10 protein-coding genes are annotated in these 12,782 nt (G+C 68.6%); 2 read left to right on the forward strand and 8 right to left on the reverse strand.

The window, feature by feature from the left end; all coding sequences use genetic code 11:
• Positions 1–16 precede the first annotated feature (16 nt).
• The 5 genes from FB600_RS03785 to FB600_RS03805 all read right to left on the reverse strand — a co-directional run bounded on the left by FB600_RS03785 (position 17) and on the right by FB600_RS03805 (position 6,821).
• Positions 17–1,078: a Tim44 domain-containing protein gene (locus FB600_RS03785; RefSeq protein WP_036052996.1), complete on the reverse strand. Its 1,062-nt coding sequence runs from the start codon at positions 1,076–1,078 to the stop codon at positions 17–19.
• Between the two features lie 42 nt (positions 1,079–1,120).
• Positions 1,121–1,852 carry a bifunctional demethylmenaquinone methyltransferase/2-methoxy-6-polyprenyl-1,4-benzoquinol methylase UbiE gene (ubiE, locus tag FB600_RS03790; protein WP_025096869.1) on the reverse strand — a complete coding sequence of 244 codons (732 nt, stop codon included), beginning with the start codon at positions 1,850–1,852 and terminating at the stop codon, positions 1,121–1,123.
• Between the two features lie 68 nt (positions 1,853–1,920).
• Positions 1,921–2,334 (reverse strand): gamma-butyrobetaine hydroxylase-like domain-containing protein, encoded by a 414-nt coding sequence (locus FB600_RS03795; RefSeq protein WP_096750205.1) that lies wholly within the window; start codon positions 2,332–2,334, stop codon positions 1,921–1,923.
• Positions 2,331–2,774, reverse strand: coding sequence for an HIT family protein (locus tag FB600_RS03800; protein WP_096750204.1), 444 nt, complete (start codon positions 2,772–2,774; stop codon positions 2,331–2,333). The genes FB600_RS03795 and FB600_RS03800 overlap by 4 nt, the downstream gene beginning before the upstream one ends.
• Before the next feature lie 33 nt (positions 2,775–2,807).
• Positions 2,808–6,821 (reverse strand): DUF3683 domain-containing protein, encoded by a 4,014-nt coding sequence (locus tag FB600_RS03805; protein WP_186021385.1) that lies wholly within the window; start codon positions 6,819–6,821, stop codon positions 2,808–2,810.
• Between the two features lie 491 nt (positions 6,822–7,312).
• Between FB600_RS03805 and ilvA the strand changes: the two genes are divergently transcribed.
• Entirely contained in the window at positions 7,313–8,836 is a 1,524-nt protein-coding gene (gene ilvA, locus FB600_RS03815; RefSeq protein WP_145756278.1) for a threonine ammonia-lyase, biosynthetic, read from the forward strand.
• 17 nt (positions 8,837–8,853) lie between these two features.
• Positions 8,854–9,678, forward strand: coding sequence for an NADPH-dependent 7-cyano-7-deazaguanine reductase QueF (queF, locus tag FB600_RS03820; RefSeq protein ID WP_025101712.1), 825 nt, complete (start codon positions 8,854–8,856; stop codon positions 9,676–9,678).
• Between the two features lie 128 nt (positions 9,679–9,806).
• On the opposite strand, the gene FB600_RS03825 is transcribed toward queF, so the two are convergent.
• The 3 genes from FB600_RS03825 to FB600_RS03835 form a co-directional block, all read right to left on the reverse strand.
• Positions 9,807–10,193 (reverse strand): RidA family protein, encoded by a 387-nt coding sequence (locus tag FB600_RS03825; protein WP_006477830.1) that lies wholly within the window; start codon positions 10,191–10,193, stop codon positions 9,807–9,809.
• Positions 10,194–10,319: 126 nt separating this feature from the next.
• Complete coding sequence (locus FB600_RS03830; protein WP_096750200.1) at positions 10,320–11,795, reverse strand: N-acyl-D-amino-acid deacylase family protein; 1,476 nt, start codon at positions 11,793–11,795, stop codon at positions 10,320–10,322.
• A gap of 1 nt (position 11,796) precedes the next feature.
• Positions 11,797–12,747 carry a MurR/RpiR family transcriptional regulator gene (locus tag FB600_RS03835; RefSeq protein WP_201758704.1) on the reverse strand — a complete coding sequence of 317 codons (951 nt, stop codon included), beginning with the start codon at positions 12,745–12,747 and terminating at the stop codon, positions 11,797–11,799.
• Positions 12,748–12,782 lie beyond the last annotated feature (35 nt).

The raw sequence follows: 12,782 nt of genomic DNA on the forward strand, positions 1-12,782 counted from the left end.
GGCGTGCCGCCTTCGCTCAGTGCAGGTTGATCTGCTGGATGCCGGCCAGCAGCCAGCCTTCGTTGCCCGACTTGGTGAGGTTCCAGACCTCCTCGAAGGGCTCGGCCGAGGCGCCCGGCGCCTCGCGGATCAGGCCGTGGAAGCGCACGCTCGCCTCGTACTGGTTGCCGCGCTCCTCGACGCCGAGCAGCTCCGCCTCGAGCTGGACCACGTCGGTCTGGTTCTTGTCCGCGCCGCGCGAGGCCAGGTCGACCTTCACCTCGGCGAACATCTCCGGCGTGGTGAACTCGCGGATGTCGGTCATGTTGCCTTCGTCCCAGGCCGCCTGGAGACGGATGAAGTAGACCTTGGCGTTACGCACGAAGGCCTCGCTGTCGAAGCCGGCCGGCACCGACGACGCCGTGCCGGCGGCCGCCAGGCCCGCGCCCGCTGCCGCCGCGCCGCCGCCGAACACGCCGGCCGCCTCGTTGGCATAGCTGCTCGACGAAGCCGGTTGCGACGGCGCCGGGGCATAGGCCTGGTTCTGGCTCGCGTAACCGCCGTTCGAACCGGCGTCGTAGCCGCCGCGGTTCATTGACGAACCCGGCGACGAACCCGCGCCCGCATAAGCCGGTTCGGGCTTGCGATTGCGGTTCATCAGCTTGCGCACGATCCAGATACCGATGAAGGCCAGCAGCGCGATCACGATCACGTTGGCCATCATGCTGGCAAAGGCGCCGCCCAGGCCGAAGTGCGACAGCAGCGCCGCGATGCCGAGGCCGGCCGCCAGGCCGGCGATCGGCCCGAGCCAGCGCGAGCGATTCGGCTGCGCGGCCGGTGCCGGCTGCGCGCCGCGCTGGGCCGGCGACGGCGCCGCCTGCTGCATCGGCTGCTGCTGCGCCGGCGGCGTGGCCTGGCGCTGCTGGACCATCTGCGATTGGCGGCCGACGCTGCGCCCGCCGCCCATCCGCCTGGCTTCGGCGTCGAGCGACGCGAAGGTGCCGGCCGTCAGCAGGCCGACCATGAACAGGGTGCCGATCCGTCGCGCCCACGGCCTCGGCTGCTTGCTGCGGTTGTTGAACGAACGGGAATCAGACATCACCATCTCCAAATTGAAAGACAACTGTATGGAAAGAACCCCTTAATACTTGGTTCCGAGGTGTAACGCTACCACGCCACCTGACAAATTGTAATATTTGACGGCATCGAGGCCAGCGAGTTCCATCATCGTCTTCAGGGTGTCCTGATCCGGGTGCATGCGGATAGATTCGGCCAAATACCGGTAACTGTCGGCATCTTTCGCAAATTTATCCCCGAGCCACGGTAATACTTTGAAAGAATACAAGTCGTAGGCTTTCTTCAGCGGGTCCCACACTTTCGAGAATTCGAGCACCATCACCCGGCCGCCCGGCTTGGTGACCCGGCGCATCTCGGCCAGCGCCGCGTCCTTGCGGGTCATGTTGCGCAGCCCGAAGGCGACCGTCACCACGTCGAAGTAGTTGTCGGGGAACGGGATCTTCTCGGCGTCGCAGAGCAGCGAGGGCGTCACCACGCCCTTGTCGAGCAGGCGGTCGCGCCCCACCCGCAGCATCGACTCGTTGATGTCGGTATGCCAGACCTCGCCGGTCGGGCCGGCGGCCTTGGCGAAGGCCCTGGTCAGGTCGCCGGTGCCGGCGGCGAGGTCGAGCACCTTGTAGCCGGGGCGCACGTTCGCCTGGGCGATCGTGAAGGCCTTCCAGGCCCGGTGCATGCCGGCCGACATCAGGTCGTTCATCAGGTCGTAGTTGCTCGCGACCGAGTGGAACACCCCCGCCACCTTTTTCGCCTTGTCGCCCTCGTCGACAGTCTCGAAACCGAAGTGGGTTTTGCTCATCGCGTGAATCCTCTGGAAATGGCAAGACGGCGCCGGATTGGGGCGCCGTCGGTTCAGTCGGTGGTCAATCAGTGGCAGTGGCCGCGCGGGACGCCCGCCCCGGGCATCGGCGCGTCGCGCTCGACGCCGGCCGCCTGCAATCTGTCGAAATAGTCGCGCCAGAGTGCATCCTGGCGCGTCGCGAGCTCATACAGCAGGTCCCACGAATAGATGCCGGTCGAATGGCCGTCCGAGAAGGTCGGCTGCAAGGCATAGTTGCCGACGCCCTCGAGCGCCGTGATCGACACCTCGCGCTTGCCGGTCTGCAGCGTCTCCTGGCCGGGGCCATGGCCGCGCACCTCGGCGGACGGCGAATAGACGCGCATCAGCTCGAACGGGACGCGATAGCTCTCGCCGTTCGGGTACTGCAGTTCGAGCACGCGCGACACCGCGTGCACCACCACGCCGGATGGAATCGGCGTGGTCGGGGTCAAGCCGCTCATGCATCCCTCTCATTCAGGATCAATTCGATTTCCTCGTGCACCGCATTGTGCAGCAGGCTCGCCTGCGCCGCGCGCAGCCGCAGCAGGGGCTCGGACACCGAGCGCTGGCGCGGCGCCCAGATCGGCTGCGGAAAGTGCGCATCGTTGGAGAAGCGCGGAATCACGTGCCAGTGGACGTGCGGCACCTGGTTGCCGAGGCTCGCGAGATTGACCTTGTCGGGCTGCATCACGCGGCGCACGGCGCGCTCGACCGCCGCCACTACCAGCATCAGGTGCAAGCGGTCGGCCGGCGACAAGTCGGTGAACTCGGCAACGTGCGCCTGCCAGATCACCCGGCAGAAGCCCGGGTAATCGGTTTCGCTGCTCGCCAGCACCACCCGCAGCCGCTCGTCCTTCCAGAGCAGTTCGCCGCCGTCCTCGCGGCAGAATACGCAATCCATCGTCAGTTCCTTGCAGAGGGGAACGCCCCGACTTTACACCAGGACCCGTTCGATCCCGCCGTTGTTGGCGCGGGCCACGTAGTCGGCCATCCAGTTCTCGCCGAGCACGTTGCGCGCGATCTCGACGACGATGTAGTCGGCCTCGATGTTGGCATCCTCGTTGTAGCGCGACAGACCCTGCAGGCAGGACGGGCAACTGGTTAGGATCTTCACCTCGGCCTCGCCCGCGCCGCTGGCGCCATCGCCCGACACCACCGGGATGTTGCGCAGGCGCGCCGCGCCCTTGCGGATCTCCTCCTCCTTGCGGAAGCGGATCTGGGTCGAGATATCCGGCCGCGTGACCGCCAGCGTGCCCGACTCGCCGCAGCAGCGGTCGTTCTTGGCGATCTGGTAGCCGTCCTTCTCCGCGCCCATCAGCTCGTTGACGAGCTTGACCGGGTCCATGGTCTTGATCGGCGTGTGGCAGGGGTCGTGGTACATGTAGCGCGTGCCCGCCACGCCTTCCAGCTTCATGCCCTTCTCGAGCAGGAACTCGTGGATGTCGATGATCCGGCAGCCCGGGAAGATCTTCTCGAATTCGTAGCCGGCGAGCTGGTCGTAGCAGGTGCCGCAGGACACCACCACCGTCTTGATGTCGAGGTAGTTCAGCGTGTTCGCGACGCGATGGAACAGCACGCGGTTGTCGGTGACGATCTGCTCGGCCTTGTCGTACTGGCCCGAGCCGCGCTGCGGATAACCGCAGCACAGGTAGCCCGGCGGCAGCACGGTCTGCACCCCGGCCTCCCACAGCATCGCCTGGGTGGCCAGGCCGACCTGCGAGAACAGCCGCTCCGAGCCGCAACCCGGGAAGTAGAACACCGCTTCCGAATCCACGCTGGTGGTCTTCGGGTTGCGGATGATCGGCACGATCTTGTTGTCCTCGATGTCGAGCAGCGCGCGCGCCGTCTTCTTCGGCAGGTTGCCCGGCATCTTCTTGTTCACGAAGTGGATCACCTGCTCGACCACCGGCGGCTTGCCGGTGGTGGCGGGCGGCCGCGCGGTCTGCTTCTTCGTGACCTTCTTGAGCATGTCGCTGGCCAGGCGCTGGGCCTTGTAGCCGACGCCCATCATCACGCCGCGCGCGGCATTGATGGTCTGCGGATTGGTGGCATTGAGGAAGAACATGCCGGCGGCCTGGCCCGGATTGAACTTCTTCTTGCCCATCTTGCGCAGCAGATTGCGCATGTTCATGGTCACGTCGCCGAAGTCGATCTTCACCGGGCAGGGCGTGGCGCACTTGTGGCAGACCGTGCAGTGGTCGGCCACGTCGTTGAACTCGTCCCAGTGCTTGATCGACACGCCGCGGCGTGTCTGCTCCTCGTACAGGAAGGCCTCCACCAGCAGCGAGGTGGCGAGGATCTTGTTGCGCGGGCTGTAGAGCAGGTTGGCGCGCGGCACGTGGGTCGCGCAGACCGGCTTGCACTTGCCGCAGCGCAGGCAGTCCTTGACCGAATCGGCGATCGCGCCGATGTCGGACTGCTGCATGATCAGCGACTCGTAGCCCATCAGCCCGAAGCTGGGCGTGTAGGCGTTGCGCAGGTCGGCGCCTTCCAGCAGCTTGCCCTTGTTGAAGCGGCCGTTCGGATCGACGCGCTGCTTGTAGGCGCGGAATTCGCGCAGCTCCTCGTCGGTCAGGAACTCCAGCTTGGTGATGCCGATGCCGTGCTCGCCCGAGATCACGCCGTCCAGCGAACGCGCCACCTGCATGATGCGCGCCACCGCGGCATGCGCGTCCTGCAGCATCTCGTAGTTGTCGGAGTTGACCGGCAGGTTGGTGTGGACGTTGCCGTCGCCGGCGTGCATGTGCAGCGCGACGAACACGCGGCCGCGCAGCACGCGCTTGTGGATCGCCTGCGCCTCGTCGAGGATCGGCTTGAAGGCGCCGCCGTTGAAGATGTTGCGCAGCTCGGCGCGCACTTCCTGCTTCCACGACACGCGCACCGTGCGGTCCTGGGTGATGTGGAACACGCTGGCCTCGGGCTGCGCGTCGGCGCGCGCCGCGAAGTTGGCCGCGAGCTTCTCGTAGCCGAGCTGGACCAGGTAGTGCTGGGCCTCGCGCAGCGGCATGTCGAGCCGGTCGCGCAGGAACTCCCAGCGCGCGCGCACCTGCTTGAGCAGTTCCAGCGCGTGCTGCACGCGATCTTCCAGCAGCTCGGCGCTGGGGATCTCGTTGGCGTCGTCGCTCTTGCCGAGCGGCAGCTCGCCGGTGCGGAAGAAGGCCTCCAGCGCATCCAGCAGTTGCAGCTTGTTCTTCAGCGACAGCTCGATGTTGATCCGCTCGATGGCGTCGGTGTACTCGCCCATCCGGTTCAGCGGGATCACCACGTCTTCGTTGATCTTGAAGGCGTTGGTGTGCTTCGCGATCGCCGCGGTGCGGCTGCGATCCAGCCAGAAGCGCTTGCGGGCCTCGGCGCTGACCGCGACGAAACCCTCGCCGCTCTTGCCGTTGGCCATGCGGATCACTTCCGAGGTGGCGGCCGCCACCGCGTCGGCATCGTCGCCGACGATGTCGCCGATCAGCACCATCTTGGGGAAGGCGTTGCGCTTGCTCTTGGTGGCATAGCCGACCGCGCGCAGGTAGCGCTCGTCGAGGTGCTCCAGGCCCGCCAGGATCGCGCCGCCCTGCTTCGAGGTCTCGAACAGGTAGTCCTTGATCTCGACGATGCTCGGGATCGCCTCGCGCGCCTGGCCGAAGAACTCCAGGCAGACGGTGCGCGTGTGCGCCGGCATCTTGTGCAGCACCCAGCGCGCCGAGGTGATCAGCCCATCGCAGCCTTCCTTCTGCACGCCCGGCAGGCCGGCCAGGAACTTGTCGGTGACGTCCTTGCCGAGCCCTTCCTTGCGGAAGCGCTTGCCCTCGATCTCGAGCATCTCGCTCCTGATCAGCTTCTCGCCCGGCGCGTGGGCGCCATCGAACCACTTCAGCTCGAAGCGCGCCACCGCGATGTCGTGGATCTTGCCCTGATTGTGGTCGTGACGCGTGACTTCCAGCCAGTTGCCGTCCGGGTCGACCATCCGCCACCAGGCCAGGTTGTCGAGCGCGGTGCCCCACAGCACGGCCTTCTTGCCGCCCGCGTTCATCGCCACGTTGCCTCCGATGCAGGAGGCGTCCAGCGAGGTCGGGTCGACCGCGAACACGTAGCCGGCGGCCTCGGCCGCCTCCGTCACGCGGCGCGTGACCACGCCCGCGCCCGAGAAGATGGTCGGCACCTTGTGCGCGACGCCCGGCAGTTCAGTCAGCTCGACCGCGCCGAGCTGTTCCAGCTTCTCGGTGTTGATCACGGCCGAGAACGGCGTGAGCGGCACCGCGCCGCCCGTGTAGCCGGTGCCGCCGCCGCGCGGGATCACGGTCAGGCCGAGCTCGAAGCAGGCCTTGATCAGGCCGGCGATCTCGGCCTCGGTATCGGGCGTGAGGATCACGAACGGGTACTCGACGCGCCAGTCGGTGGCGTCGGTGACGTGCGAGACGCGCGCCAGGCCGTCGAAGCGGATATTGTCCTTCTGCGTGCAGCGGCCCAGCGCCTTGGTGGCGCGCCGGCGCAGCTCGGCCATCTGCTCGAATTCGCGGGCGAAGGCGTCCACCGCGCCACGCGCGGCCACCGTCAGCATCGCCACCCGCGAGGCACGCTCGCGGCCCGGCTCGTCGCCGTGCTCGGAAAGGTCGGCCTGGCGGCGCTTGTCGATCTCCGCAAGCCGGTGGCCCAGCGCGTCGATCAGCATCTGGCGGCGCTTCGGGTTGTCGAGCAGGTCGTCCTGCAGGTAGGGATTGCGACGCACCACCCAGATGTCGCCCAGCACCTCGTACAGCATCCGTGCCGATCGGCCGGTGCGGCGCTCGCCGCGCAGCTCGTCGAGCGCGGCCCAGGCTTCCTCGCCGAGCAGGCGAATCACGATTTCGCGGTCGGAGAACGAGGTGTAGTTGTACGGGATTTCACGCAGGCGCGGCGCGAGGTCGGCTGCGACGGCGGCTGCCGCGCCATGCGGATCGAAAACTTGTGGTGCGTTCATGTTCGGACGGTTCGGAGGGCCGGCGGCCGTGCGCATCGAAGGCACGACACCAGCATGCGCGTGGTGCGCGAATCTGGGGAAAATCTTCTGTTACCAGGCGCGCGGCTTGGCGCGGGACCGGCATGCGCATGTACGCGCCACGTCCGGTCGACACGGCCGCCTGGCGGCGTTCGGCGCCCTCAGCACGATCGCGCGCAATGCGCGTGCCGAACCGCCGCGGGACAAGCTGCGCGCGGGGACGGCTTCACGTGGGCGGTCCGAAATTGCCGTTGCATCTTCCGATCCTTGATTCAAATCGGGATTCTAACTCATGATCGGCGCCGGCGTGGACGCCCGGATCCGGCGGGCAGGCCCGTGAAACGCCGCCGGACGGGAATTCCCCGTCCGGCCGGTCGGTCACCGCTCGCGCAGGCCCGCCGGGGCGGGGTTGGCGCTAGAATCGCGGTTTTCCCCGCTTATCTGGCGCGCCGGCCGATACCCGCGCGACCGTCATGGCTGCTCACGACTACCTCAAGAAGATCCTCACCGCGCGCGTCTACGACGTGGCCGTCGAAACCGCGCTGGAACCGGCGCGCAACCTGTCCGCGCGCGTGCGCAACCCGGTGTTCCTCAAGCGCGAGGACAACCAGCCGGTGTTCTCGTTCAAGTTGCGCGGCGCCTACAACCGCATGGCCCACCTCTCGGCCGACGCGCTGGCGCGCGGCGTGATCACCGCCTCGGCCGGCAACCACGCCCAGGGCGTGGCCTTCTCGGCGGCGCGGCTTGGCGTGAAGGCGGTGATCGTGGTGCCGGTCACCACCCCGCAGGTGAAGGTGGACGCGGTGCGCGCCCATGGCGGGCCGACCGTCGAGGTGATCCAGGCCGGCGAATCCTATAGCGATGCCTATGCCCACGCATTGAAGGTGCAGGAACAGCGCGAACTCACCTTCGTCCACCCCTTCGACGATCCCGACGTGATCGCCGGCCAGGGCACCGTGGCGATGGAGGTACTGCGCCAGCACCAGGGCCCGATCCACGCGATCTTCGTGCCGATCGGCGGCGGCGGCCTGGCGGCCGGCGTGGCCGCCTACGTGAAGGCGGTGCGCCCCGAGATCCGCGTGATCGGCGTGCAGACCGACGACTCCTGCGCGATGGCGCAATCGATCGAGGCCGGCGAGCGCGTCACCCTGAGCGAGGTCGGCCTGTTCTCCGACGGCACGGCGGTCAAGCTGGTCGGCGGCGAAACCTTCCGGCTCTGCAGCGAGCTGCTCGACGGCGTGATCACGGTCGATACCGACGCGCTGTGCGCGGCGATCAAGGACGTGTTCCAGGACACGCGCAGCCTGCTCGAGCCGGCCGGCGCGCTGGCCGTGGCCGGCGCCAAGCGTTATGCCGAGCGCGAGGGCATCGAGGGCCAAACGCTGATCGCGATCACCTCGGGCGCCAACATGAATTTCGACCGGATGCGCTTCGTGGCCGAGCGCGCCGAGGTGGGCGAGGCGCGCGAGGCGGTGTTCGCGGTAACCATCCCCGAGGAACGCGGCAGCTTCCGGCGCTTCTGCGAGCTGGTGGGCGAGCGCAACGTGACCGAGTTCAACTACCGGATCGCCGACGAGCGCTCGGCGCACATCTTCGTCGGCGTGCAGATCCGCCGCCGCGACGAATCGGCCGAGATCGCCGCGAATTTCGAGGCGCACGGCTTCCAGACCGTCGACCTGACCGGCGACGAGCTCTCGAAGGACCATATCCGCTACATGGTGGGCGGCCGCTCGCCGCTGTCGCGCGAGGAGCGGCTGTTCCGCTTCGTGTTCCCGGAGCGCCCCGGCGCGCTGATGAAATTCCTGTCCTCGATGGGCCCCGACTGGAACATCAGCTTGTTCCACTACCGCAACCAGGGCGCCGACTACAGCTCGATCCTGGTGGGCCTGCAGGTGCCGGCCGCCGACCACGCCGGCTTCGACGCCTTCCTCGACGCGCTCGGCTACCCGTTCCACGAAGAGACCGCGAACCCGGCCTACCGGCTGTTCCTGGCCTGACCACGGAGACCCGATCGATGACACCCGAACATTCCCCGCTCGGCAAGGCCACCGCCTACACCACCGACTACGACGCGGCCCTGCTGTTCCCGATCCCGCGCGCCGGCGCGCGCGAGCAGATCGGCATCGGCGCCGCCCTGCCCTTCTTCGGCACTGACATCTGGAACGCCTACGAGCTGTCCTGGCTGAACCGGCGCGGCAAGCCGCAGATCGCGGTGGCGACCTTCCTGGTGCCGGCCGATTCGCCGAACATCGTCGAATCGAAGTCCTTCAAGCTGTACCTGGGCTCGTTCGCGCAGACCGCCTTCGACTCGCTCGAGGCCGTGCGCGACGCGCTCAAGCGCGACGTATCCGCGGCCTGCGGCGCGAGCGTGGCCGTGCAACTGGCCTCGCCGGCCGAGTTCCGCAAGCTCAGGCTCGACGAACTCGACGGCATCCCGCTCGACCGCCTCGACCTCGACACCGACATCTACCATCCCGATCCCTCGCTGCTGAGCGCCGCGCACGAGGAATCGCCGGTCGAGGAGACCCTGGTGTCGGACCTGCTGAAGTCGAACTGCCCCGTCACCGGCCAGCCCGACTGGGGCAGCGTGCAGATCCACTACGTCGGCCCGCAGATCGACCAGGCCGGGCTGCTGCGCTACCTGATCTCGTTCCGCAACCACACCGGCTTCCACGAGCAATGCGTCGAGCGCATCTTCGTCGACATCCTGCGCGAATGCCGGCCCGTGAAGCTGGCCGTCTACGCGCGCTACACGCGGCGCGGCGGGCTCGACATCAATCCGTTCCGCACCAACTTCAACCAGCCGATGCCGGACAACGCGCGCACCGCGCGGCAGTGATCCCGCCCGCCGAAGCGCAAGCGCCGGCAGCGGCACCGTAAACGACCGACGCGGCAGCACGAGCCCCCAGGCTCCCGCTGCCGCGTCCCATGTCATCCGGCAGGACCCTCACGGCCCGGCCCGCCCGCTCACTTGACCGGCGGCTTGTAGGCGATGCAGTCCACCTCGACCTTGCAGTCGATCACCATGCTCGACTGCACGCAGGCGCGCGCCGGCGGATGCTCGCCGAAGTACGAGACGAACACCTTGTTGAACGAGGCGAAGTCGCGCGCGTCGTCGAGCCAGACGCCGCAGCGGACCACGTGCTCCAGGCCGTAGCCGGCTTCCTTGAGGATCGCGATCACGTTCTCGATGGTCTGCTTCGATTGCGTGACGATGCCGCCCTCGACCACCTCGCCGTTCACCATCGGCGTCTGGCCCGACACATACAGCCAGCCGTCGGCCTCGACCGCCCGCGCGAACGGCATCACCTGGCCGCCCGTTCCCTTCGCTTCGCCCACTCCGTAACGCTTCATCGCTTTCTCCTTCGGTTTGCTGGTTCGGGCCGCGCCGTCAGCGCGACGCGGCCGGTTCGCGCGGCGCCGCGAAGGCGCCGGCAGTTGCGGTTTCGGCCGGGCTGCGCCCCGCCGCACAATCGATGCTCAGAACGCCACATCCTCGGCGCGGCGCGTGCCGCGCGGCACGAAGCGGCCCGCGCGCGCGCCGGTGCTGGCGCCGTCGCGATAGGACAGCGCGCCGTTGACCCACACCGCGTGGATCCCGCGCGCGGCCTGCTGCGGCTGCTCGAACGAGGCCAGGTCGATCACCGTGGCCGGATCGAACAGCACCAGGTCGGCCTGGTAGCCGACCTGCACCTCGCCGCGCCCGTCGAGGCCCAGGCGCCGCGCCGTCAACGAACTCATCTTGCGCACCGCTTCCTCCAGCGGCAGCAGTTGCTCGTCGCGCGCGTAATGGCCGAGCACGCGCGGGAACGCGCCCCAGAGGCGCGGATGCGGCAGCGGATCGTTGGGCAGGCCGTCCGAGCCGACCATGGTGGCCGGGTGCGAGAGGATCCGGCGCACGTCGTCCTCGGACATGTTGTGATAGACCGCGCCGGCCGGCTGCAGGCGGCGCCCCGCCTCCTGCTCGCTCACGCCCCACTCGGCCGCGATCGCGGCGATCTTCTTGCCGGCCATCTCGGGATGCGGCTCGGACCAGGTGATGGTGATCTCGATATCGCCCGTCACCTGCTTCAGGTCGAGCGTCGAGGAACTGCGGCTGTAGGGGTAGCAATCGCAGCCGACCGGCTGGATGCGCCGCGCGCGCTCCAGCGAATCGAGCACCTCGGCGCTGCGCCCCCAGTTCGACGGGCCGGCGCATTTCAGGTGCGAGATCACCACCGGCACGCGTGCATGGCGGCCGACCCGGTAGGCCTCCTCCATCGCGTCCAGGATCGCGTCGAACTCGGTGCGCATGTGGGTGGTGTAGAGCGCGCCGGCCCTCGCCAGCGGCTCGGCCAGCGCCATCACCTCCTCCACCGGCGCCGCGAACGCGGAACCGTAGGCGAGCCCCGAGCTGAGCCCTAGCGCGCCGTTGTCGAGCGCCTCCTCGAGCTGCGCGCGCATCGCGGCGATCTCCTCGCCGCTGGCGGCGCGGTCGAGCCGGTCCATCTGGTTGTTGCGCAGCGCCGTGTGGCCGACCAGGGCCGCCACGTTGACGGCAGGCTGGGCCGCGCCGAGCGCCTCGACATAGGCCGCGAAGCTCGGGTAGCGAAACGCCTCGCGATCGCCGAGCAGGTTCATCGGATCGGGCGGCTCGCCGCGCAGCGTCACCGGCGAGGCGCTGATCCCGCAGTTGCCGACCACCACCGTGGTCACGCCCTGCGAGATCTTCGGCAGCATCTGCGGCGCGCGGATCACGTGCGTGTCGTCGTGCGTGTGCACGTCGATGAAGCCGGGCGCGAGCACCAGGCCGTCGGCCTCGATCACCGCCTCGGCCAGCCAGTTCGACAGGTTGCCGATGGCGACGATGCGCTCGCCGCGGATCGCGACATCGCGCTGGACGGGCGCGGCGCCCGTGCCATCGATCAGCAGCGCGCCGACGATCAGCGTATCGGCCGCTTCGGGATGGGAATGCATGTCAGTCTCCGATGGGTTGTCGTTCACCGCCGCCGCGGTGCTGGTCGAGCGCGTGCTTCACGCGGCGCAGCGTCTCGCGGCAGGTGTCGCCGAGCCGCAGCGCGACCTCGGTGACCAGCACGTCGAGCGCCATCATCAGCGCGTAGCGCGAGGTCGAGGGCTTGAAGATGAAATCGGTCTCGAAGGCGACCACCGGGATCAGGTCGTCGGCCAGTCGCGCGAGCGGCGAGGCCGGCGCGGTCAGCGCGATCACGCGCGCGCCGTAGCGCTTGGCCAGCGCGCAGCTCTCCAGCAACTCGGGCACGCGCCCCGTCACCGACAGCGCCACCAGCACGCAATCCTCGCCCATGGTGCTGGCCACCATCCGCTGCAAGAGCGCGTCCTGGTAGCTCGCCACCGGGCGGCCGAAGCGCACCAGCCGGAAGCGCAGCTCGTCGGCCAGCGCCGTCGAGCCGCCGCCCTGGCCATAGACGTAGATCATGCGCGCGCCGGCCAGCGCCGCGGCCGGCGCCTCGAACGCGGTCTGCCGCAGCAGCGCGTGGTGCTGCTCGAGCGTGGCGCGCACGTCCTCGTAGACGCGCGAAGCGCTGGCCGCGTCGTCCGGCAAGCCGGCCGCGGGCGCCAGGAAACGCTCGCCGACCGCGGCCGCCTGGGCCAGCCGCAGCTTCAGCTCGCGCACGTCGCGGCAGCCCACCGCCTTGGCGAAGCGCGTCACGGTGGCCACGCTGACCTCGGCCTGCGCGGCGATCTCGCCGATGCTGGCATGGGCGGCCGCGGCCAGGTCGTCGAGGATCCGCGAGGCCACCTTGCGCTCGGCATCGCGCAGCGCCGGCGCGCATTCGGCGATGCGCGACACGATGTCGAAGCCGAGCTGGGCGGTGGCGGGCACCGGCTGGCCCGCCGCGTCGAGCGGCTCGGCGGGGGAAGCGAGATCGGAGGCGGCGGGATTCATCGGATCAATCGTATGGACGGCTCGTGTTAATAAAT

This window comes from Burkholderia sp. SJZ089, from assembly GCF_007828315.1.
Taxonomy (GTDB): Bacteria; Pseudomonadota; Gammaproteobacteria; order Burkholderiales; family Burkholderiaceae; genus Burkholderia; species Burkholderia gladioli.

Bases quoted from the DNA above. Each gene is read 5' to 3' on its own strand.
- FB600_RS03785 (WP_036052996.1), bottom strand. From the start codon at position 1,078: ATGTCTGATTCCCGTTCGTTCAACAACCGCAGCAAGCAGCCGAGGCCG.
- ubiE (WP_025096869.1), bottom strand. From the start codon at position 1,852: ATGAGCAAAACCCACTTCGGTTTCGAGACTGTCGACGAGGGCGACAAG.
- FB600_RS03795 (WP_096750205.1), bottom strand. From the start codon at position 2,334: ATGAGCGGCTTGACCCCGACCACGCCGATTCCATCCGGCGTGGTGGTG.
- FB600_RS03800 (WP_096750204.1), bottom strand. From the start codon at position 2,774: ATGGATTGCGTATTCTGCCGCGAGGACGGCGGCGAACTGCTCTGGAAG.
- FB600_RS03805 (WP_186021385.1), bottom strand. From the start codon at position 6,821: ATGAACGCACCACAAGTTTTCGATCCGCATGGCGCGGCAGCCGCCGTC.
- ilvA (WP_145756278.1), top strand. From the start codon at position 7,313: ATGGCTGCTCACGACTACCTCAAGAAGATCCTCACCGCGCGCGTCTAC.
- queF (WP_025101712.1), top strand. From the start codon at position 8,854: ATGACACCCGAACATTCCCCGCTCGGCAAGGCCACCGCCTACACCACC.
- FB600_RS03825 (WP_006477830.1), bottom strand. From the start codon at position 10,193: ATGAAGCGTTACGGAGTGGGCGAAGCGAAGGGAACGGGCGGCCAGGTG.
- FB600_RS03830 (WP_096750200.1), bottom strand. From the start codon at position 11,795: ATGCATTCCCATCCCGAAGCGGCCGATACGCTGATCGTCGGCGCGCTG.
- FB600_RS03835 (WP_201758704.1), bottom strand. From the start codon at position 12,747: ATGAATCCCGCCGCCTCCGATCTCGCTTCCCCCGCCGAGCCGCTCGAC.